This is a genomic window from Streptomyces sp. NPDC002276, assembly GCF_053891435.1.
The window spans coordinates 490,616-512,549 of sequence record NZ_JBSFCQ010000004.1 but is presented as its reverse complement, the minus strand read 5'-3'; the positions used below and the strand labels follow the sequence as shown (position 1 = coordinate 512,549).

Here is a 21,934-nt window from a genome sequence, read left to right as displayed (position 1 = left end):
TGTCGGGCCGCTCAGGAGGTGAGGTAGCAGGACTTGCTCACGTTGGGCAATGGGTCGGACCCGAAGGCCGCCGTCGTGCAGCTCGCGCCGCCGCCGAAGGTCTTGTAGAGGAAGCGGCCCCGGGCGCCGTAGGCGACGGTCTGCTGTCCGCTGAAGGCACAAGTCCCGCCCTCCGCCGAGCAGTTGGTGGCGTAACCGACCGGGCCGCCGGTCGCGGTGTAACAGGCCTTGGACTCACCGGAGATGGGGTCGCCGAACGTGGCGTCGGTGCATGCCGTGTCGCCGGTCGCGGTGGCCGTGGTGAACGCTCCGTAGGCGCCGTACATCACCGGCTGGCCCGCCACCGCAGCACAAGTCCCGTTCTGGTCGGCGCACTTGGTCCAGCCACCGGCCGGGGCGCCCGCGGGCGGCAGGTAGCAGGACTTGGCGACGCCGTCGATGGGATCGCCGAAGTGGGCGTTGGAGCAGTCGACGGAGCCGTTGGTGACCTGGTGGACGAAGTTGCCATTGGCGCCGTAGGCGACATCTCGGTTGTAGCCGGGGACGGAGCAGGTGCCGCCCTCGGCCGCGCAGGCCGTGTATCCGGGCGGGCCGCCGGCGTCGGCGACGTAGCAGGACTTGACGAGGTTCGCCGCCGGGTCGCCGCCGAAGGAGTCGTTGGAGCAGGCGGTGCTGCTGGTCACGGTCTTGTACGTGTACGTCCCGGCGCCGTAGGCCACCGAGCGGGTGCCGCTGAAGGAGCAGGTGCCGCTCTCGCCCGCGCACCGGGTGTAGCCCGCGCGCAGGGTGCCGGTGCCGGGTTCGGCGGGCGGTGCCGGGTTGCCGAGGCCGGTGGCGGAGACGGTGTAGCTGCCGGGGGCCACGCCGGTGAGGTAGACGTAGGTGTCGTCCTGACTGCCGCCGGTGATGCCGGAGGTGGGCGTGAAGGTTCCGTTGCTCCAGACGGTCGCGCCGTTCACGGTCACCGTGATGTTGCCGCCGAGCTTGGGGACGCCGATCCGGCCGGTGCTGCCGGACGGGCTGGAGAGGGTGGCGGAGTACGTGCCGGCCGACGGGTCGCGGGACCAGGAGGCGTTGATCGCGCCTTGGGGCATGGTGATGCGGCCCTGGGCACTGGTCAGGTCGCCGGGGTGCGGGACGAAGCGGTAGGCGCCGGTGGCCGACTCGGGCGCGGTGCCGAGCACGTCGAAGGTGAGCGTCGAGGTGGGCGCGGTGGACCAGCCGTGGGCCAGGCTCATGAACGAACCGCCGTACGCGAGACCGCCGTCGGACTGGATGCCCTCCCAGAACGTGCTCTTCGTCCCGATGTCGCTGTCGAGCATGTGGCCCCAGGTCCGGCGGATCTGGTCCAGGGCGGTGTAGTCGTCGTTGGCGGTGAAGCGCGCGTTCAGCTCCATGCCGCCGGCGAACGGCGAGACGTTGCCGCCCCATTCGGGCGTGGTGGGGCCGTAGATGCCCCAGTTGCCGCCGAGCCCCGCGATGATGCTCTTCGACTTGGCCGTGGAGTCGCTCAACCCGTACCAGACGGCGAGGGAGTTGCCGTCCTGCGGGTACAGACCGCTGGTCGGGTTGTCCTTGTACATGCCCTTGGAGGCGTCCCACAGGCGGGAGTTGGCCGCCGTCTTGATGGCGTCGGCCTTGCTGTTCCAACTCGCCGCAAGGGCGCTGTCGCCCTCGACCGCGGCGAGGCTCGCGCCGCCCCTGAGGGCTCCGTACAGCAGCGCGTTGGCGGAGATGTTCTCGCCGCCCTGGCCGACCCGGGCCCAGTCCCGGGTGCGGGTCACGTTGAGCAGGTTGTTGCCGTCGATCTTGTTGGTGATGAAGGCCATCCCCCGCTTGTAGTTGGACCATTCGGAGTCCAGCCACGACCGGTCGGCGGTGTACGTGTAGTACGTGGACGTCCCCAGCAGCGTCCAGGTGTGGTAGGTGTCCGAGCCGGTGAGGTTGAACGGCGGCCCGGACCAAGGGATTTCGCCTGCCGACGACTGCGCGTTGTACATCGTGGTGAGCGCGTTGCGGGTCGAGGTGAGGTCGTTCGAGTACGCGTACTGCGTGGGGACGGCGATGCCCATGTCGCCGGGCCACACCGTACGGTCGCGCTTCGCCCCGTCGACCAGCACGGAGTCCCCGACGCCCACCGTGGCGCTGTTGTCCCACGTCGAGGAGGGCGGCGGCCAGGCGCGGCCCTGGTTGGAGGCGATGGTGTTCAACTGCACGGTGTACGCCCCGGCGTACCAGATGCGGTTGAGCAACTCGTCGCTGGACGTGAAGTAGTTGGCGTAGTCGGCCGGGTCGGACTTCCCCGGGGCAGCGGTGAAGGTGAGGCTGACGCCCTTGAGGTCCACCCAGCCCGTGCTGTCGAGGAAGACGGTCAAGTATCGGAAGCCGCCACGGAGTTGGGCGGTCGGCACGGTGTAGGTCCCGTTGGCCGAGGGGGTGGTATAGAGGGCGCCGTCCTCGCCGTCGCGGCCACTGCTGCGGTCGCTGATGTTGCCCACGTACAGGGACGACTCGCTGAAGGCGAGGCCGACGCGCTGGCCGCTGGAGCTGGTACTGCCGAATGACAACGTTACCAAGCCGCCGACCTCCTTCCCGAAGTCGAGCGTGACGGCCGACTGCGAGCCGGAGATCCGGGTCGCCTGTCCGTTCAGCACGTTCGTCGGGTTCGCGACGCTGCCGGAGGTGCGGTAGACGGCGGTCGGCTTGAGGGTGCGCGAGGTCGGCGAGTAGTTCACGGCGTCAAGTGCCGCCTTGGGGGCGGGTGTTGCGGCCGTCGGCGCCGCCCCGGCGGACAGGGTCGGGGTCATGGCCAGCGCGGCGGCCACCACCACGGTGAGCCCGACTAGGGGTCCTGGTCTGGGCTTTCGGTTCAGCGCTGGCCTGCGACGGCGCATGAGTGCCTCCCGGATCGGTGGGGGAACCAGCCGCTCGACTGGACAACCAGGCATGTGAATCGATTCAAGTGGATCGAACACGGAAGCCTGGATCTTGAGGAGCGACGGGTGCGCGAGATGACTCGCCGAAGTTCGCACCGATGATGGGCGCCGGGCGGGCGGGTGTCAACCCATCGCGGAAGCCTTCAACTCCCGGGTAAAAAGCGCACCTTACGACATTGACAGGGCCGCACCAAGCCGGTTCACTGCGTCGAGTACGGGTAGAGGTATGGACCTTTGATCCAGAGCTGAATCCATTCACACCCGGCGTCCCCCATCGTGAAATCGAGGCGAGTTTCCGGTGCCCCTACATGGCTTCGACATCGTTGTCAGACCACGGTTCCTCAGCTTTCTCCTGACGGCCGCCCTCGCGTTCGCGGCGCTCGTCCCGGCCGCGACGTCGGCGTCCGCCGCGACGCAGGTGTGCGTCCTGGCCTGCGACACCCTGGACCCTTCGCAGGCCAGGCAGGAAACGTTTCCAGTACCGGACAAGACACTCAACGGCCGGCGGGTGCAGCTGCACGTGTCCGACGCGGACGACATGGCGTGGGCCAGTATCGACAACGGCTCGACCGGTGACGCGGTCTGGTTGGACCGGTCCTGGGACGGCGGCGCCACCTGGGACGGACTGCTCGGCAAGGCGAGCGTCCCGAGCACCTGGACCGGTACCAGGACGCTGATGTACAACATCACCGACCCGCGCGACCACAGGCGCGGCCTGGTCCGGGCCTGCGGCGACGCGGCCGGCGTGGGCTGCACGAACTGGGTCTACCCCACCGTCTGCGACACCCTCTGCGACGGCACGAGCGCGGGCCAGGCGGCGGGCGACGACCAGCCGGTGCCGTCGACCACCCTCTACGGCCGCACGATCCGGCTGCACGTGGATCAGAAGAACGCGACGGCCTGGGGAAGCATCGACACGGGCGGCGCCGGTGACGAGATCTGGTTGGACCGGTCCTGGGACGGGGGCGCGACCTGGCCGGACGGCTCCTCCCTCGGCCGTACCAGCACCCCGTCCGGGGCCACCACCACCCGCACCACGATGTACGCCACCCGCGACCCGCGCGGTCTCCTCTACGGCGGCGCGGTCCGCGCCTGCGGCCGGGAGGCGAGCCACAACGAGGGCAGCTGCACCGCGTGGTACCGGCCCGTGCCGACCCGGGCGCGCGCCGCGGCGGACGCGCTGATGTCGTCGTACGACGCCTACAACGGCTGGTGGCCCAGCAGTTGGTGGAACTCGGCGGCCACCCTCACCTCCGTCATCGACTTCGCGAAGACCACCGGCACGCACGACTACGACTGGATCGTCGCCCGCACCTTCGACCAGAACAAGGGCGTCTTCCCGGCCGGGACGCGCAGTTCGGACGCGATCGAGGGGGACTTCGTCAGCCGGTCCATCGACGACTCGGGCTGGTGGGCGATCGCGTGGATCGACGCGTACGACTACACGCACGACGCGCGCTATCTCAACGAGGCCGTCACCATCGCCAACTACGTGCAGCAGTACTGGGACACGAGCACCTGCGGCGGCGGGGTGTGGTGGGACCGGGAGAGGACCTACAAGAACGCGGTGACCAACGGGCAGTACCTGTGGCTGACCACCGCGCTGCACCAGCGGATCCCCGGTGACACCGTGTGGCTGCAACGGGCGAAGACCTCGGCCGCCTGGTACAGGGCCAGCGGGATGATCAACTCCTCGGGTCTGGTCAACGACGGACTGTCCTCGTCCTGCGCCAACAACGGCTCCACCGTGTGGAGTTACAACCAGGGACTGGCCATCGGCGGCTTCACCGAGCTGTGGAGGACGACCGGGGACAGTTCGTTCCTGACCACCGCGCGGACCCTGGCGAACGCCGCGATCAGCAGCTCGCAGCTGACCGTCGGCGGGGTGCTCACCGAGTCCTGCGACGTCGGCTCGGCGTCCTGCGACGACAACCAGAAGCAGTTCAAGGGCATCTTCATGCGGAACTTCGCCGACCTCGCGAACGTGACCGGCTCCAGCACCTATCGCGCCTACATCCAGAAACAGGCCGACACCCTGTGGGCACAGGACCGGTCCACGCTCAACGCGCTCGGTGAACGCTGGGCGGGCACCAGTCCGAACCAGACCGACTGGCGGACACAGGCCGGCGCGCTCGGGGCGCTGACCGCCGCCGCGGGCTGAGCCGGCACGCAGGGTGGGTGCGGGACACCTGGGGTAACGGCGGCCTGGTTGCGTCCCTCGGACGCGACCAGGCTTGCCGTGCGGCACCCGATCCACCCACCCTAGGAGCAGGCGATGAGCACCACCCACACGCACACCACGACCTGGAACGGTCCAGCCTTCGACGAGATCGTCACGAACGACACGGGCCGTCCCGTCCTGTTCACCAACGCCCGGGTCCTGACCATGGACCCGCTGATCGGCACCCTGACCGGCGCCGACGTGCTGCTCGTCGGCGCCCTCCTCGTGGGCGTCGGCCCGGGCATCGTCACCGCGGCGCAGGACGACAACGCCATCGTCGTCGACTGCACCGGCATGACGGTGGTGCCGGCCGTCGTGGACACCGTCGCCCTGGTCGGCGGGCGAGGCCAACGCTCCGATTACGTCGCGACGCTGACGCCCGGGAACACCGGTGACCTGCTCGTCGTACCCGATGAACTCGCCCCCGACGTGGCGGGTGCGGTGGCCACGCTGCTGACCCGACCGGAGGAGGTCCGCGCCCTCGTGGCGAACGGCGAGCCGGTCCTCTGGTCCGGCACCGACGCCCCCGGCCGAGCCACCGCGCCCGAGGCGGGCATCCCGGCCGCCCAGGACCTGACCGGCAGCCCGCGCGTCGGCGTCTGGATCGACGAGAACGGCTTCCTGCACCAGGAGTTGACCGCCGACGGCCGCTACGACGAGACCCGAGGTGGCCGCCCGCACGCCTACGAGGGCCGCTACTGGATCGACGGCGACCGCATCGACTACCTGGACGACCTCGGCTTCTGGGCCTTCGGCGAGTTCCGGGGCGACGAGCTGCACCACGCGGGGTACGCGATGCGGCTCGGGGCGCGCTCCCGGTCGTAGCGGATCACTGGAATTCGGCGCGGAGTCGGGCCTCCGCCCCCGGGTCCGCTCGGGGGTGGAGGTCCAGGGCCGCCAACGCGGCGCCGAGCAGCGGCGGTTGGGTGCACACCACCGGGCGGACGCCCGGTACGGCCTCGGTGAGTCCCCGTTCGATGTCGTCGAGGAGGGCCCGGTGGCCGGCGGCCAACACGCTCCCGCCGAGCACCACTTCGGGGTCCGGGGTGGTGGCGAGCTGGAGGCGGCACAGGACCGTCAGGGCCATTCTCGCTATCTCCGCCGCGAGTCGTTCGACCAGTTCGGTCGCGATCCCGTCGCCGTCGTCGCGGGCCGCGAAGACCGCCGGGCAGAGTTCGCTCAGGCGGAGTGCGGGCAGGTCGCCGCTGTGCAGTGCGGCGGTGACGTCGGCGACCGTGGCGAGGCCGAAGTGGTCGACCACCGCCGTGTGCAGGGCGGTTCGCGGGCCCCGGCCGTCCTCCGCCCTGGCCGCGTGCCACAGCGCCGAGGTGCCCATGTCGATGCCGCCGCCCCAGTCCCCGGAGATCCGGCCGAGCGCGGCGAAGCCGGTGGTACGGCCGTCGGGGGCGACGCCGACGCAGTTGATGCCGGTGCCACAGACCACGGCGACGCCCCAGGGGCAGCGGGCCCCGGCGCGCAGGACGGCGTAGGAGTCGTTGTCGACGCGCTGGGCGACGGCCCAGCGGCGGGCGCCGACGGCCTCGCGCAACGCCTTGACCTCGTGCGGCAGATCGGCGCCCGCGAGGAAGGCGGTGATGCCGTCCACCACGGTGTCGGCCCCGACACCCGCCTCGGCCATGGCCTCGGCGCGCAACGCGGCCAGTACGTCCATGGCCGCGTCGAGGCCCACCGCCTGCGGGCGGAATCCGCCGCCCCGGGCGCGGCCCAGGATCGTACCGTCGGTGGTCAGTACGGCGAGGTCGGTCTTGGAGTTGCCGCCGTCGACGGCCAGCAGCAGATCCGAACTCATCAGGCCCACCACAGGTGTTGGCGATTGGCGGCGACGAGCTTCGCCGCCAACTCCTCGGCGACGGAGACCTGTCCGATCAGGGGGTGCGCGAGCAGTGCGGTCGCGACCCGGTCGACACCACCGTGCAGGGCGGCTTCCAGGGCGAGTTCCTCGTACGCCGTCACGTGCGCGATCAGTCCGGCGAACAGGGGCTCAACGGCGTTGACGGGCAAGGGAGTCGCTCCGTGCGCGCCGATGCGGGAGGGGACCTCGATGACGGCGGCGTCGGGGAGGAAGGGCAGGGTGCCGTTGTTGCGGACGTTGGCGACGCGGACGTCACCGGTGTCGGCGGTGAGGGCGTGCACCAGCTGGACCGCGGCCTCCGAGTAGTAGGCACCGCCGCGCCTGTCGAGGAGGGCGGGCTTCTCGGTGAGGGCCGGGTCCGCGTACATCGTCAGCAACTCGTCCTCCATCGCGGCGACCAGTTCGGCGCGGGAGGGTTCGGTGAGCTGTTCGCGGAGTACCTCGTCGTGGGCGTAGTAGTAGCGGAGGTAGTAGGAGGGGACGACGCCGAGGCGGCGGACCACGTCGAGGGGCATGCGCAGCCGGTCGGCGAGGGCCCGGCCGTGTTCGTCGAGGAGGCGCGGCAGGACGTCGACGCCGTCGAGCCGTACGCTCCGTTCCCAGGTCAGGTGGTTGAGGCCGACGTGGTCGAGGGTGATCCGCTCGTGGTCGACGCCGAGCCAGTCGGCGAAGGTGCGCTGGAAGCCGATGGCGACGTTGCACAGGCCGACCGCCTTGTGGCCGGCGTCGAGGAGGGCGCGGGTGACGATGCCGACCGGGTTGGTGAAGTCGACGATCCAGGCGTTCGGGGCGCGCTTGGCGACCCGTTCGGCGAGGTCGAGGACGACCGGTACGGTCCGCAGCGCCTTGGCCAACCCCCCTGCTCCGGTGGTCTCTTGACCGATGCAGCCGCACTCGTGCGGGAGGGTCTCGTCGATGTGCCGGGCGGCCTGGCCGCCGATGCGGAGCTGGAGGAGGACGGCGTCGGTGCCGTCGATGCCGGCGTCCGGGTCGGCGGTGGTGGTGATCTTCGCGGGGCTGCCCTGGCGGGCCAGGATGCGGCGGGCGAACGGGGCGACGACGTCGAGGCGATCGAGGTCGGGGTCGACGAGGGCGATCTCGGTGACGGGCAGTCCCAACCGGGCGAATCCGTCAACCAGTTCGGGGGTGTACGTGGATCCGCCGCCGACAACGGTGATCTTCAACCTTTGACTCCTGTCAGTGTGACGCCCTCGATGAAGGCCTTTTGCGCGAAGAAGAAGACGATGATCACCGGCGCCATCGCGATGAGGGTCGCGGCCATGGTGAGGTTCCACTGCACCGCGTGGGAGGTCTTGAAGGTGGCCAGGCCCAGGGCCAGCGTCCAGTGGGCGGGCGTCTCGCCGGTGTAGATGAGGGGGCCGTAGTAGTCGTTCCAGGCGTTGAAGAAGGAGAACAGGCCGACCGCTACGAGCGCGGGGCGCATCATCGGCAGCACCACCCGGGTGAGGACGCGCAGTTCGCCGCAGCCGTCGACGCGGGCCGCGTTGAGGTAGTCCTCTGGGACGGTGAGCAGGAACTGCCGCAGCAGGAACACCGAGAAGGCGTCGCCGAACAGGGAGGGGAGGACCAACGGCCAGATGGTGCCGGTGAGATGGAGCCGGGCCCACATCAAGTACATGGGGATGACGAGGACTTGGGGCGGCAGCATCATCATGGTGATGACGCAGAGGAACGCGGTGTTTCGTCCCTTGAAGCGGAACCGGGCGAGCGCGTAGGCGATGGGGACGCTGGAGAGCAGGGTGGCGGCGGTGGCGGCGACCGCGTAGAGCACGGTGTTGACCAGCCAGGTGCCGACGGGTGCGGTGGCGAAGACGGTGCGGTAGTTGGACCACTGCCAGTGGTGGGGCCACAGGTTCGTGGTGAGGGACTGGCCGTCGGTCATGACGGACGTCAGGAAGATGAACACGATCGGGCCGATGAAGGCGCAGGCCAGGCCTACGGCTACGGCGTGTTCGGCGATCCAGACCAGCTTGCGCCGTCGGCTCGCCCGGCCGCGGGCCGCCTGGTGGGGTGAGGTGGCCCGGGTCTGGCGGGTGGGGGCAGGGGCGTAGGTCGTCGTCATCGCGGCGGCTCCTCGGTGGCCAAGTCCCTTGCTGTCGCGGCGACTTCTCGCGTGGCCAAGTCCCTTGCCGTCAGGGCGACTTCTCGATGGGCGGAGCGGTACGTCATCGCGGTGCCTCCTCGATGTCGAAGCCGGAGGCGCGGCGGAGCAGGACGACGGTGAAGGCCATCGCCACCACGAAGAGCACCACGGCCAGCGCGCAGGCGTAGCCCGCGTGGAACTGGTTGAAGCCGGCGATGTAGAGCTGCTGCGGGAAGGTGAGGGTGGAGCCGTCGGGATAGCCGGGCGCGGGCTGGATGTTGCCGTTGGCGACCTGTGAGGCGACCATCGCCTGGGTGAAGTACTGGAGTCCGGCGATCACCCCGGTGACGGTCGCGAACAGTACGACCGGTGAGATCGTCGGGAGGGTGACGTAGCGGAAGCGGTGCCAGGAGCCGGCGCCGTCCAGTTCGGCGGCCTCGTAGAGTTCGGCGGGGACTTCCAGCAGGGCCGCCAGGAAGATGACCATCATGGTGCCGCTGCCCCAGAGGGCGAGCAGCGTCAGGGCCGGTTTGGACCAGCCGGGCGAGTTGAACCACAGCGGTCCGTGGATGCCGAGCAGGCCCAGGATCCGGTTCACCGGGCCGGAGTTGGGGTTGAACATGCAGACGAAGGCGACGGTCGCGGCGACCGGCGGGGCCAGCGCGGGCAGATAGAACAGGGTGCGGAACAGGCTCGCCCCGGCCTTGAGGCGGGCGGTGACCATGGCCACGCCGAGGGCTAAGAGCACCTGCGCCGGGACCATGACGGCAACGAGCCAGCCGGTGTTGCGGATCGCGTGCCAGATCAGCGGGTCGCCGTCCAGCAGATAGCGGTAGTTGCGCAGGCCGACGAAGCGGGCCGGGGAGATCATGTTCGAGTTGGTGAAGGACAGCCAGACCGTCATCACCAGGGGGTAGACGAGGAAGACGGCGAAGCCGACCAGGCCCGGGGCGAGGAAGAGCAGGACGCGCAGCCGGTTGCGGCGCAGGCGGGCCGCCCTCAACGGGGCCGGGGTGAGCTGGAGTTGGGTGGCCATGACGGTCACTGCCCCAGCTTGAGCGCGGCGTTGTTCTGCTTGTCGACGGCGGTGAGACCGGCCTTCAGGTCGGATACGGAGCCGCTCTGCCACTCCTCCACGAAGTGGCCGAAGTTGGTGAGATAGGCGCCGCCGTCGGCGCTCGCCGGAGTGGTGGTGGTGAGCGGGTTCCTGAACACCTGGAGGAACGGCGCGAAGTTCGGGTCCTTGGAGAGCCCCAGCGCGGGCGAGTCGAGCGCGGCCTTGGTGGTGGGGACGTTGCCGATGGCGTCGGCCAGGGTGGTCAGCGCGTCGGTGTCGGTGGTGAGGAACTTGATCAACTTCCAGGCCGCGCCCGGGTGTTTGGCGCCGCGCGGCATGCCGATCACGTTCCCGCCGACGTAACCGGCGCCGTACAGCTGGGACTTGCCGTCGGCGGCAGGCATCACGGCGGTGCCGTAGTCGATGTTCGCCTTGTCGTTCTTGATGAACGAGTTGCGCCACTCGCCGTCGATCATCATGGCCAGCTTGCCGGTCTCGAAGGCGTTCTGGGCGGAGAACTCGTCGCCCATACCGGCCTTGAAGGTGACGAGTTTCTTCGCGCCGAACCAGTCGACCAGGCTCTTCTGCCAGGTCAGTGCCTGGGCGAAGGCGGGGTCGCCGCCGACGTCGGACTGCCCGTCGGCGGTGAGCCACTTGCCACCCCAGCTGGGGACCAGGTGTTCGGTGAGCATCTGGTAGGCGCCCAGGTAGGGCATGAATCCCGCGGTCCTGATCGAGCCGTCCGGGTTGAAGGTGGTCAACTTCTTTGTGTCCGCGGCGAGTTCGGACATCGTCTTCGGCGGCGCGGATATCCCGGCCTGCGCGAAGAGCTTCTTGTTGTAGTACAGGCCGAAGGTGTCGGCGAGCCAGGGCATGGTGCAGCGCTTGCCGCCGAACGCGGTGTACGACTGGACGGCCTTCGGGATCTGGGACATGTCGACGTGGTCGGCCTTGATGTCCGGGGTGAGGTCTTGGAACGCTCCACTGGAACACCAGCCGCCGACGTTCGCGGCGTTGAACGAGGACGCCACGTCGGGCGCGGTGCCGCCGCGGATGGCCTGGTTGACCTTGTCGTCGGTCTGGGCGGCGACGGCCTTGACCGTGATGTAGGGGTACTTCTTGTGGAACATGGCGAGCACGGCGTTCACCGAGGCGATCTCGTGCGGCGAGCTGAGACCGTGCCAGAAGGTGATGGTGACGGGCGTGGTGTCGTCGGCGCCGGTGTCCGCCTTCGACGCGGCGCCCCCGGTGGTGCATGCTGCGGCCAGCAGGGCCGTGGCCGCGAGCAGCGACGCGGCGACGGTACGCCGGGGTCGGCGGGCGGTACGGGTGACGGTGCGGGTGACGGGTCCGCCACGGGACTCGGACATGGGACCTCCGGCGAATTCGCTTACCACTTATTGACCAGTGGGCACATGTTGGGGCACTATTTGGGGACTGTCAAGCAAGCATTTCGGAAGCAACCGGTAGAGAAGATGAACCACTGGTAAGGAAAGTTGGTAGGAATGGTCAGCGGTGAGAGCCGTTGGGAGAAGCGGGAACGCATCCGCACCCACCTCCTCGACCTGATCGAGGAGACCGGGACCGGACGCCCCCTCCCGGGCGAACGGCAACTGTGCGAGGAACTCGGGGTATCCCGCCCCACGTTGCGCGCGGTCGTCGACGACTTCGTCCGTGACGGTCTGCTGGTGCGGGAGCACGGGCGCGGTGTGTTCGTGGCCCGGGCCAAGGTCGCCCAGCACCTCAGCGGCTCCCCCGGGCAACCGCAGACGCTGGGGGTCGGCGGTGTGGACGGCACCTGGGCCAGCCGCACCCTGGACTTCAGGACCATCGCCGCGGGGCCCCGGATCGGCCGCCGGCTGGGCATCGCGCCCAGCGAGCAGATCCTGCGGATCCTCCGGCTGCGCACGGTGGACGGCGACCCGATGTGTGTGGAGACGCTGCATGTGCCGCACGCGCTGGTGCCCGGCCTGACCGCCCGCGACCTGGAGACCGACTCCTTCTACCGGCTGCTCGGCCGCCGCTACCAGATCCTGCTGGCCGACGCCGCGCAGAGCATCGAGCCGACCGTGGTCGACGAGTGGGAGGCCGAACTCCTCGGCGTGTCCGTGCACACCCCCGCCCTGCTGTTCGAACGGGCGGCCAGGGACGCCGAGGGCCGGGTGGTCGAGTTCACCCGCTCCGTCTACCGGGGTGACCGCTACCGCATCTTCACCAGGCTGTCGCTGGCCGGCCGGCCCGACGGCGGACGCGTCGTCGACGGCTCCTGGTCGGCCGCCACCACCGTCCCCGGCGCCGACACCCTGGCCTTCGACCCCTACTGGAGCAACTGACCGCTCCTGTCCCCCAGTTCACCGCGCCGGCCCTCCGGCCGACGCGGCGATCCCGCACGCCCCTCCCCACCCCTCCCCACCCGAAAGGACCGCTCATGTTCCGTCACGCACTCACCGTGACCGGTGTCGTGGCCTCCACGGTCACCACGCTGCTCGCCTGTACGGCCTCGGTCCCGGCCGGCGCCAGTTCCTCCGCCACCTCGGGCGTCCAGCTCCAGACCTGGCTGTACCCCGGCTCGACGGGCGACTCCACCTGCACCGCCAAGAGCGAGTACGCGGACAACAGGGTGAAGAACGGCGCCCTCAACCCCGAGTACTGGTCCGTCGGCAGCAACGGCTCGGTCACCCTGGAGACCACCGCCAACGGCACCTGCAACACCTACAGCGCGGCCAACGTCGCCGACCTCAAGGCACACTCCGCCTACCAGTACCCGACGCTTTCCGGCATGACCACCGCCGACGTCCACGCCCTGGTCAGCACCAACGCCAAGCGTACGGCGGCCGTCTCCAAGGTCACCTCCCTCGTCAGCGACGCCGGGCTCAGCGGCGTCGACGTCGACCTGGAGGACTACTGGTCCTGGAGCACCGCCGACTTCACCAACTACAAGACCTTCCTTGGGCAGTTGGCAACCGCCCTGCACGCCAAGGGCAAGCGCCTCCAGGTCGACGCCCCCGCGATGACGGAGGACGCCGCCTTCTACGACTACGCCGCCGTGGCCGCCACCGGGGTCGACGACGTGGTGATCATGGCGTACGACGAGGAGTTCGACACCGCCGCCGGCGCCCGCTGCCTGCCCATCAGCCCCTACGACTGGCTGAAGAAGGTCACCAAGTACGCGCAGAGCAAGATCCCCAACCCGGGCCGCCTGATCATCGGTGTGCCCTCCTACGGCTACAGCGCCCCCGACCCCTGCGACCTCAACTCCGTTACCGGCAACATCCAGTTCAGCGACATGAAGAGGAGCCCCGGCTTCTCCAGCGACCCGGCGACCGTAGAGAGCCGCCGGGACGCGTCCTCCGGCGAGATCCGCTGGACCTCCGGCGGTGTCCTCTACGACTACGTCGACAGCGTCGCGATGGACCGCAAGCTCGCTGTCCTCAAGGGACTCGGCGTCACCAAGGTCTCGGTGTGGTCGCTGGGCGGCGGCAACCCCTGGTTCTCCAACTGACCCGAGCGAGGGGACGGGGCGCTCCCGGGAGCGCCCCGAACTCCCCTCAGACCACCGGGGTGTTGAGCACGTGATCGCGGGACGCGTTGACCTCGGCGCGCAGTGCGGGCAGGTCCACGTCGAGGACCTGCCCGTCCCACTTGCGCGGCTGCCCGTCGACGAACACGGCGCTGATGTTGCGGGCGTCGGAGCCCAACACCAGTGTGCCGATGGGGTCGTTGAGGGGCATGTTGTTGAGGTCCTCGGCCCTGACCACCAGCAGGTCGGCCTTCTTTCCGACGGTCAGGGAGCCGGTGACGTCGCCGAGCCCATTGGTCCGGGCGCCCTGGAGGGTGGCGAAGTCGAGGACGTCGCGCGTGGTGATGCGGGAGAGCTCGCCTCCGGTGCCGTAGGCGGCGTTGACGGCACGCATCCGCTGGATGGCGAGCAGGGCCCGCATCTGGGTGAACAGGTCGCTGGCGAGGGCGACTTCGACGTCGATGCTGAGGCCGGGTCGGATGCCGACGGCGAGTGCCTCGTCCACGGCGGGGATGGCCGTCTCCAGACCGATCTGCGCGTCCGAGGTCGGAGCGAGCGCGACCGTCGTACCCGACTCCCCCATCGCCTTCCACGCCTCGGCGGTCAGCCCCGTGGCGTGGATCAGGGTGACGTCGGGACCGAGGATGCCGTGTTCGGCCCAGGACAGCACGGCCCGTGAGGACGCCTCGCCGAAGACCGCGTCGACGCTGACGCCGATGCCCAAGTCGGCTGCGGTGCGGGCGAGTTCGGGGCCGTAGGCGAGGGCGGGTCCGGCAATCTCGTCGGTGGCCAGGGTCGCCAGGCGGAGGGTGAGGAGCTGGTCGTCGCTGCTGAAGTACCGGTCCTTGAGCCGGGTCAGGTCGGCGGGCCACTGGCGGTCCCAGTCCCCGAAGTGCGGGCCCATGGACGCGTGGACGCCCCGGATGCCGGTGTCGCGGAGGGCCTCGATGGCCGCCTCGGAGTGTTCGCGGGTACGGGAGTTGTGCGAGAAGTCGAGCATGGTGGTGATGCCGCTGTCGAGCGCGGTGAGCGCCGCGAGTCTGGTGCCGATGTACATGTCCTCGGGCCGGTAGACGGTGGCGTACCCGGCGAGCGTGGTCATCACATAGCCGCCGAGATCGTCGACGTCGGGCATGATCCGGCGCAACTGCGCCTCCCAGGCGTGCCGGTGGGTGTCGACGAAGCCCGGGGCCAGGATGGTGCCGGAGGCGTCGACGACCACCGCGCCCTCCGCGCCCAGGTCCGGCCCGATCGCGGCGATGCTGTCGCCCTCGACGAGCAAGTCGCCCTGGATTGTGCCTAGTTCGGGGTCCATGGTGACGATGGTCGCGCCGGTGAAGAGGATGCGGCGGGCGGGGTCGGCGGACTGGCGGCGGAGCTGGGCGAGGACAGCGGCGCCGGTGGTGTCGTGGGTGTTCATGAGGGTCCCCTTTCAAGAGGGTTCGGACGGTGGCGAGTTGGCTTGGCGGGCGAGAGGCGGTTCAGTGGCGGCCCAGCCGGACCTCCTCCACGTCGAGCACTTCCTGCACGCTGCGCAGGACGATGTCGTCGATCCGGCCGCTGTCGCGGAGGTCGGTGAGGGTGTCGCGTTTGACCTGGAGCAGGGCGAGTTGGAGGTCGCGTACGCTCTCGCGGCGGTGCGCGGAGTCGGCGGCGGGGGCGGTGCGGTCCTCGATGTCCTGGACCATGCGCGCGGTGTCCTCCTCGGGCACCCCGAACCGCACCGCCAGCTCGGGCAGGGCGTCGAGGGCGGCGCTGCTCAACCGGCAGCGGGCGAGGGTGAGTTCGGCGCTCTTGTCCGCGTCGGCGGGGAAGCGGGCCCGGCGGACCATGGCCGGCAGGGTGGGCCCGAGGATCGTGAGCGTGACGACGATGACGACCGTGGTGATGAACACGACGGCGTCACGCTGCCCGACGAGATGTCCGTCGGCGGTCGTGGCGGGGACGGTCAGTGCGGCGGCCAGCGAGATCGCGCCGCGCATGCCCGCCCAGGCCAGCGGCAGCCGTTGCGGGGCGGTGATCCGGCGGTCCCGCTGCTGGGGGCGCCGGTCGAGGAGTCGTACCAGATAGGGCACCGAGTAGAACCAGAGCAGCCGGGTGCCGAGCACCGCCACGCTCACGGCGAGACCGGCGGTCGTCGCCTGCAACAGCGAGACGGACGTCAACGCCCTAACAGCGGCGGGCAGTTGGATGCCGACGAGGACGAACAGGGCGCCGTTCAGCAGATAGCTGGCCACCTCCCAGAAGGCGACGGCCTGGATACGGGCCTCGGAGCCGATGATCCGCGGCCCGAACCACGCGGACACCAGACCGCAGACGACGACCGCCAACACACCGGAGACATGCAGGAGTTCGGCGGGGAGGTAGGCGAGGAAGGGGGTCGCGACGCTGAGGACGCTGTGCAGCAGCGGCTCGGGCAGCCGACGCCTGACCGGGATCAGGAGCAGGGCGACGGCCGCACCGATCAGGATGCCGCCCGCGTACGAGGTGACGAAGGCGAGCGCCGTGCCGGACCAGGAGAAGGGGTGCTCGTCGGTGACGACGTCGATGGTCACGGCGAGCAGGACCAGCGCGGTCCCGTCGTTGAGGAGGCTCTCGGTGCGCAGCACGGTCAGGATGCGGCGCGGCATGGCCCGGGCGACCGCTGCGACGGCCGCCGCGTCCGTCGGGGCGAGTACGGCGCCGAGGACGAAGGCGACCGGCCAGCCGTAGCCCAGCGCGTGGGCCACGGATGCGACCGCGACGGCGGTGGCGAGGACCAGACCGGTGGACTGGAGCGCGATGCTGCGGAAGTTGTTGCGGATCTCCCGCACCGAGGAGGTCAGCGCCTCCCAGTACAGCAGCGCGGGCAGGAAGAGGAACAGGACGACGTCCGGGGACAGCGCGAACGACGCGAAGGCCGGTGTCAGCCCCACGACAGCACCCGTGCCGAGCAGCAGTAGGGGCTCGCTCAGGCCGGTGCGCCGCGACAGCCAGCCCATGAGCAGGACGGCGACCGCTACGACGACGATCAGTTCGAGGCTGTCCATGGCCGCACCGGGTTACGCGCGGTACAGGACGAGGTGCTCGTGGAAGAGCACGCCGTCGCGGACGTCACCGGTGGCGGTGAAGCCGGTGTCGTCGACGTAGTCGATGTGGTTGCCGGTGACGGTGTAGCTGCCGGTGTAGGCGCTCCGCCGGTTGCCCCGGGCCTCGTCGTAGCGGCCGTCGGGGAGGAGTTCCTGCCGGATGTGGCCGTCGGCGGTGACCCACATGCCGACGAAGGGATGCGGTGCTGCGTTCGTGTTCATGGCTCCACCGTCGCGTTCCCGCGAGGGGGTAACCAGGCCACGCCTCTCCTGGGTGTCCGGCACCCACCCTCAGTGGACCGGTCCTACGACGGAGGCGTCAAAGGCGTGAGTGACCTCGGGGCTCGTGCCGGGCAGGAGCAGAGCACGGGCCTTGTCCTCGAAGGAACGGTCGGTGGTCGTGAGGCGGTTGTGGTGCTGGGCGAGGTGTTCGGCCCAGGAGCCCACGAGATAGTTCTCGATGAACCGGCCGGGTTCGTTGCCGTCCTGGAAGAGGCCCCAGGTGAGCGCGCCGGTCCGGCGGCGGGAGCGGGCGACGTTGTCCATCGCCTCGACGAACGCCGGGCTGTCGTCCGGTGCGACGCGGTAGACGACGGAGACCAGGACCGGTCCATCGGAGGGGCCGGGCACAAAGACCAGCGGCGGGGTGGGCCAGTGATCGGAGAGGGAGGGATCGATGCCCTCCATGCCGTAGAGCCGCCAGCGGCGGAGGCTGAGTGCGCTGAGCAGCATGACGGCGGTGCCGATGAGGAGGGCCGTGGTCAGGCCCAGCCACTGGACCAGGGCGCCCCACACGGGGGCGGCGACGGCCTGGCCGCCCTGGAAGACCAGCAGGTAGACGGCGAGTCCGCGGGCCCGGACCCAGCCGGGGAGCCGGGTCTGGATCGCCGCGTTGAGGGTGGACAGGACGCCGATCCAGGCGACCCCGGCGGGCAGCAGCACGAGGACCGCGAGCCAGGTGATGTGCACGGTGGCGAGGACGAGTAGAACGAGGGCGAACACGACGGCGCCGGCGGCCAGGATGCCGTTGATGCCGAGGCGCCTGCGCAGCCACGGCAGGGCGAACGCGCCGCCCACCGCGCCGAACCCGACCGCGCCGAGCAGCAGGCCGTAGCCGCCCGACCCCATCCCGAGCGAGTCGGCGGCGATCAGCGGGAGCAGGGACCACAGTGCCGCCGCGCCGGGGATGAACAGGGCGGTGCGCAGCAGGACGCGCCGGATGCCTGGAGCGTTCCAAACGTAGCGGCGGCCCGCGTACAGCGCGGTCAGCAGCCGTTCGCGCTCGGCGGCGGGGACAGTCGTCTTCGGGCGGTGCCACAGCAGCAGTACGGCGGCGATCCCGAGGAACGACAGCGCGTTGAAGCCGAACACCCACCCCGCGCCGGCCGCCGCGACCACGACACCGCCGAGCGCGGGACCGACCGCCCTCGCGAGGTTCATGTTCACGGCGCCCAGCGCGGACGCCTGCCCCAACTGCTCCCGCTCCACCAACTCGGGCTGGATGGCCTGCCACGACGGCCCCATCAGCGCCGTACCGCAGCCGAGGAGGAACGTGAGCGCGAGCAACGGTACGGCGGACAGCGCGTCCGCGAAGGCGAGCGCGGTCAGCACCGCCGACACCGCGAACATCGCGAGCTGCGCGACCAGCAGCAGCCCCCGCCGGTCGAACCGGTCGGCGAGGACGCCCGAGGGCAGCGCCAGCAGCACGATCGGCAGACTCGACGCCGTCTGCACCAGGGTGACCATGGTCGCCCCGTGCCCGAGCAGCAGCCACTGGGCACCGACCGTCTGCATCCAGGTGCCGATGTTCGACACGAACTGGGCGATCCACAGAGCCCGGAACACGGGGCGGGCCAACGGTGCCCACGCCGAGGCGGACCGCGCGGTGCCCCCGGTCGTCGTACTGGCGCTGGCGCTCATGGTGCTGCTCCGGAGGGTGAAGTGGACGGTCGGGAATGAAGGTACGCCTACCGGTCAGAAGCAACCGTTCGACGGACCGATCAGAAGCAACCGTTCAACGGGTCGAGCGCGCCGTCGAGTTGGTGCGGTACGGACGGTACGTGGTCGAAGTCGCCGCGTCGCTCGCGCCAGGCGCGTTGCTCCTCGGAGTCGGTGGCCGCGTCGGTGAGGGCACGGGCCTGCCGTACTCCCGAGCCGTCGGCCTGTCGTGGACCGGTCGCCGCCTGGAAGCCGCCGAAGCGGGCGACCGGGCTCCAGGCGGGGCTGATCTCCGGGAGCGGGGCGGCGATGTTCTCGTACTCGCCTGCCGCGTGCACGACCTTGCCGCCCGCCACGGTCACCAGGGCCTCGATGCGGTCGATGTCCTCGTCGGCGACGGAGAAGTAGTCGGCGGAAAGGATCGCCAGGTCGCCGTACTTGCCCTCGGTGATGGCGCCCTTGACGTCGGACTCGCCGGTCAGGTGGGCGCCCGCGCTGGTGTACATCTCCAGGGCGGTGGAACGGTCCACACGGTTCTCGGCCGGGTAGAGGAGCGTGTCGCCGATGGTGCGGCCGGTGACCAGCCAGGACAGGGAGAGCCAGGGGTTGTAGCTGGAGACGCGGGTGGCGTCGGTGCCGGCGGCGACCAGCAGCCCGGTGTCGCGCATGGCGCGGATCGGGGGTGCGGTCGCGGCGCGCTCGGCGCCGTAGCGGTCGATGAAGGCCTTGCCCTGGAACATCATGCGGTTCTGGACGGAGACCGCGCCGCCGAGGGCCTTGATCCGGTCCAGGCTCTCCTGGCTGACGGTCTCGGCGTGGTCGAACAACCACCGTGTCCCGTCCGGGAATCCGCCGTCCGCGGCGATCTTCTCGAACACGTCGAGGTCCTGGCGGATGGTCTCGTCGTAGGTGGCATGGAGGCGGAAGCCCCAGCCGTTGTCGAGGAGCAGCCGGGCCGCCGCCTCCAGGTCCTGGCTCGCGCGGGCGGTGAGTCGGGGGCGGGGTTCGGCGAAGTTCTCGAAGTCGGCCGGGGACCAGGCGAGGTTCTCGCCTGCGCCGTTGCAGCGCAGCCACTCGTCACCGTCGCCGGGGCTGACCATGCCGATCCAGCGGCGCAGGTCGTCGAGTTCCTGACCGGCGGTCTGCGGGAAGAGATGGTAGGCGATACGGACCGTGAGTTCGCCGCGCTCGGCGAGTTCGGTGACGGCCGCGTAGTTGTCGGGGAAGTTCTGGAAGCCGCCGGCGGCGTCGATGGCGCTGGTGATGCCGAAGCGGTTCAGTTCGCGCAAGTAGTGGCGGGTGGAGCCGAGTTGGTCCTCGGGGGCGAGGATCGGGCCCTTGGCGAGGGTGGAGTAGAGCAGTCCGGCGGCGGGCGCGGCGAGCAGCACGCCGGTGGGGTTGCCCGCGAAGTCGCGGACGATCTCGCCGCCGGGCGGGTTCGGCGAGTCACGCGTGAAGCCGACGGCCTCCAGCGCGGCCCGGTTGAGGATCGCCGACTGGTACAAGTGCAGGACGAACACAGGGGTGTCGGGGGCGACGGCGTTCAACTCGGAGACGGTCGGCAGCCGCTTCTCCGCGAACTGCTCGCCGCTCCAGCCGCCAACCACCCTCACCCACTGCCCTGTTGGCGTGCGCTCGGCCTGCTCGCGCAGCATGCGCAGCGCGGTGCGCAAGGACCGTACGCCGTCCCAGCGCAGTTCGAGGAGGTAGTTCAACCCGCCCCGGATGACGTGCAGATGGGAGTCGTTGAGGCCGGGGATCACCCGTCGCCCGAGCGCGTCCACGACGCGGGTGTCCGGGCCGATGTGCGGGGCCACGGTCGCGTCGTCTCCCACGGCGCTGAAGACACCGTCGGTGATGGCCACGGCGGAGGCCGCCGGGCGGGCGGGGTCGCCGGTGTGGACGCGACCGTTGCGGACGACGAGTTGCGCGGGGTGCCGGACCCCGTCGTAGGGGCGTATGCCGCCCACGGGCATGCTGCTGCCCACGGGCAGGGTGCTGCTGGACACGTCGGCTCCTGAGAGGTCGGTCGACTGGTGGCGTCTCGACGCTAGGTTTGCGACGATGGATCGGTCCAACACATGGTTCCGCTCGAATCGATCGGCCAGACGGATGGATAGACGGACAGACGGCTGTCCGGCCGGCCGGACAGATGGATGGCCGGACAGATGGGCAGATGGACAGACGGACGGATGAGGCCATGGACCTGCGTCACCTGAAGTACTTCCTCGCCGTCGCCGAGACCCGCAACTTCACGCAGGCGGCGGCCAGTTGCTACGTCGCCCAGTCCGCACTGAGCCAGCAGATCGCCCGGCTGGAGAAGGACGTGGGCGCCAAGCTGTTCAGCCGCACCAGCCGTTCCGTACGGCTCACGGCCGCCGGGGAACTCCTGGAACCGCTGGCGCGCCGCGTCCTCGCCGACGTCGACAACGCGCAGGCGGCCCTCGACGGCCTGTCCGGGCTGCGGCGCGGGCGGCTGCGCATGGGCCTGGTCCAGACCCGCGCGTCCTCCGTCGACCTCGTCGAGGTGATGGCCGACTACCACGCCCGGTACCCGGGCATCGACTTCCATGTGACCAACGCGCCCAGCGCGCAGATGGCCGCGTCGGTCCTGGCCGGTGACCTCGACATCGCGGTCGTAGGCCTTGGACCGCGCCAAGTCCCGGAAGGGCTCGACCACTTGGTGCTGGCCGTCGACCCGCTGATGCTGATCGTGCCCGCCGACCACGCCCTGGCCGACCGCGACACCGTCGACCTGGCGGACCTGCCGGAGAGCCATCAGCTCATCCAGTTCACCCGGGGCAGCGGACTGCGCCGCCAGGTGGAGGCGGCGTTCGCGCGCGCCGGGGTGGAACCCGGCCAGCACTTCCAGGTCGGCCAGATCCACGACATGATCCGGCTGGCCGCGCGGGGGATCGGCGTGACGGTCGTCCCGCGCTCGTCCGTGTTCATGGACTCCGCGCCGGGCACCGACCCCCAGGGCTCCCTGCCGTACGGCGCCCGCGTGCTCCGGGTCGCGGACGAGGCGGCGGTCCACACGATCTGCGTGGTCCACGACAGCAAGCGGCTGGCGCCGGCCGCCGCCGCGTTCCTCGAAGTGGTGGAGCGGCACGCGGTCAGCGGCCGGGGCGATCAATCGGCCTAGCAGATCGCTGCGTCCGCATCCATATGTTGGACGGAACGCTCCCGTGGGGCGAGGCTCGTAGCGAAGCCCGAG

Annotated in this window: 16 protein-coding genes; 5 read left to right on the top strand and 11 right to left on the bottom strand. The window is 70.2% G+C overall.

Translation table 11 applies throughout. The features are described from left to right. Positions 1–11: 11 nt before the first annotated feature. Entirely contained in the window at positions 12–2,894 is a 2,883-nt protein-coding gene (locus ACWIHT_RS14240) for an alpha-L-rhamnosidase-related protein (RefSeq protein ID WP_456167856.1), read from the bottom strand. A 340-nt stretch (positions 2,895–3,234) separates the two neighbouring features. Here ACWIHT_RS14240 and ACWIHT_RS14235 point away from each other — a divergent pair, with 340 nt between their 5' ends. After that, a complete protein-coding gene (locus tag ACWIHT_RS14235) occupies positions 3,235–5,097 on the top strand; it encodes a glycoside hydrolase family 76 protein (protein WP_456167854.1) in 1,863 nt (620 codons plus the stop codon). 114 nt (positions 5,098–5,211) lie between these two features. Then, positions 5,212–5,982: an Atu4866 domain-containing protein gene (locus ACWIHT_RS14230; RefSeq protein ID WP_456167852.1), complete on the top strand. Its 771-nt coding sequence runs from the start codon at positions 5,212–5,214 to the stop codon at positions 5,980–5,982. A 4-nt stretch (positions 5,983–5,986) separates the two neighbouring features. Here ACWIHT_RS14230 and ACWIHT_RS14225 read toward each other — a convergent pair whose 3' ends face one another. From ACWIHT_RS14225 to ACWIHT_RS14205, 5 genes are all read right to left on the bottom strand, one after another. Next, positions 5,987–6,967: an N-acetylglucosamine kinase gene (locus ACWIHT_RS14225; RefSeq protein ID WP_456167850.1), complete on the bottom strand. Its 981-nt coding sequence runs from the start codon at positions 6,965–6,967 to the stop codon at positions 5,987–5,989. After that, positions 6,967–8,214, bottom strand: a complete 1,248-nt coding sequence (locus ACWIHT_RS14220; RefSeq protein ID WP_456167848.1) for a 6-phospho-beta-glucosidase — start codon at positions 8,212–8,214, stop codon at positions 6,967–6,969. Before ACWIHT_RS14220 ends, ACWIHT_RS14225 begins: the two co-directional genes overlap by 1 nt. Continuing rightward, positions 8,211–9,113: a carbohydrate ABC transporter permease gene (locus tag ACWIHT_RS14215; RefSeq protein ID WP_456167846.1), complete on the bottom strand. Its 903-nt coding sequence runs from the start codon at positions 9,111–9,113 to the stop codon at positions 8,211–8,213. The genes ACWIHT_RS14220 and ACWIHT_RS14215 overlap by 4 nt, the downstream gene beginning before the upstream one ends. Positions 9,114–9,216: 103 nt before the next feature. Further along, entirely contained in the window at positions 9,217–10,170 is a 954-nt protein-coding gene (locus tag ACWIHT_RS14210; RefSeq protein ID WP_456168025.1) for a carbohydrate ABC transporter permease, read from the bottom strand. 5 nt (positions 10,171–10,175) lie between these two features. After that, complete coding sequence (locus ACWIHT_RS14205) at positions 10,176–11,561, bottom strand: ABC transporter substrate-binding protein (RefSeq protein WP_456167844.1); 1,386 nt, start codon at positions 11,559–11,561, stop codon at positions 10,176–10,178. A gap of 135 nt (positions 11,562–11,696) precedes the next feature. On the opposite strand from ACWIHT_RS14205, the gene ACWIHT_RS14200 reads away from it, so the two are divergent. Together ACWIHT_RS14200 and ACWIHT_RS14195 are read left to right on the top strand one after the other, a co-directional pair. Further along, positions 11,697–12,524 (top strand): GntR family transcriptional regulator, encoded by an 828-nt coding sequence (locus ACWIHT_RS14200; protein ID WP_456167842.1) that lies wholly within the window; start codon positions 11,697–11,699, stop codon positions 12,522–12,524. 95 nt (positions 12,525–12,619) lie between these two features. Then, positions 12,620–13,693, top strand: a complete 1,074-nt coding sequence (locus tag ACWIHT_RS14195; RefSeq protein ID WP_456167840.1) for a glycosyl hydrolase family 18 protein — start codon at positions 12,620–12,622, stop codon at positions 13,691–13,693. Between the two features lie 46 nt (positions 13,694–13,739). Here ACWIHT_RS14195 and ACWIHT_RS14190 read toward each other — a convergent pair whose 3' ends face one another. From ACWIHT_RS14190 to ACWIHT_RS14170, 5 genes are all read right to left on the bottom strand, one after another. After that, on the bottom strand, positions 13,740–15,131 hold the full coding sequence (locus ACWIHT_RS14190) for an amidohydrolase family protein (protein ID WP_456167838.1): 1,392 nt from the start codon (positions 15,129–15,131) through the stop codon (positions 13,740–13,742). A 61-nt stretch (positions 15,132–15,192) separates the two neighbouring features. Further along, complete coding sequence (locus ACWIHT_RS14185) at positions 15,193–16,740, bottom strand: Na+/H+ antiporter (protein ID WP_456167836.1); 1,548 nt, start codon at positions 16,738–16,740, stop codon at positions 15,193–15,195. A gap of 12 nt (positions 16,741–16,752) precedes the next feature. Then, positions 16,753–17,001, bottom strand: a complete 249-nt coding sequence (locus tag ACWIHT_RS14180; protein ID WP_456167834.1) for an Atu4866 domain-containing protein — start codon at positions 16,999–17,001, stop codon at positions 16,753–16,755. A gap of 69 nt (positions 17,002–17,070) precedes the next feature. Then, entirely contained in the window at positions 17,071–18,699 is a 1,629-nt protein-coding gene (locus tag ACWIHT_RS14175) for an MFS transporter (RefSeq protein ID WP_456167832.1), read from the bottom strand. A gap of 80 nt (positions 18,700–18,779) precedes the next feature. After that, positions 18,780–20,693, bottom strand: coding sequence for an amidohydrolase (locus tag ACWIHT_RS14170; protein WP_456168023.1), 1,914 nt, complete (start codon positions 20,691–20,693; stop codon positions 18,780–18,782). Positions 20,694–20,917: 224 nt separating this feature from the next. Here ACWIHT_RS14170 and ACWIHT_RS14165 point away from each other — a divergent pair, with 224 nt between their 5' ends. After that, positions 20,918–21,862 carry a LysR family transcriptional regulator gene (locus ACWIHT_RS14165; protein ID WP_456167830.1) on the top strand — a complete coding sequence of 315 codons (945 nt, stop codon included), beginning with the start codon at positions 20,918–20,920 and terminating at the stop codon, positions 21,860–21,862. Positions 21,863–21,934 lie beyond the last annotated feature (72 nt).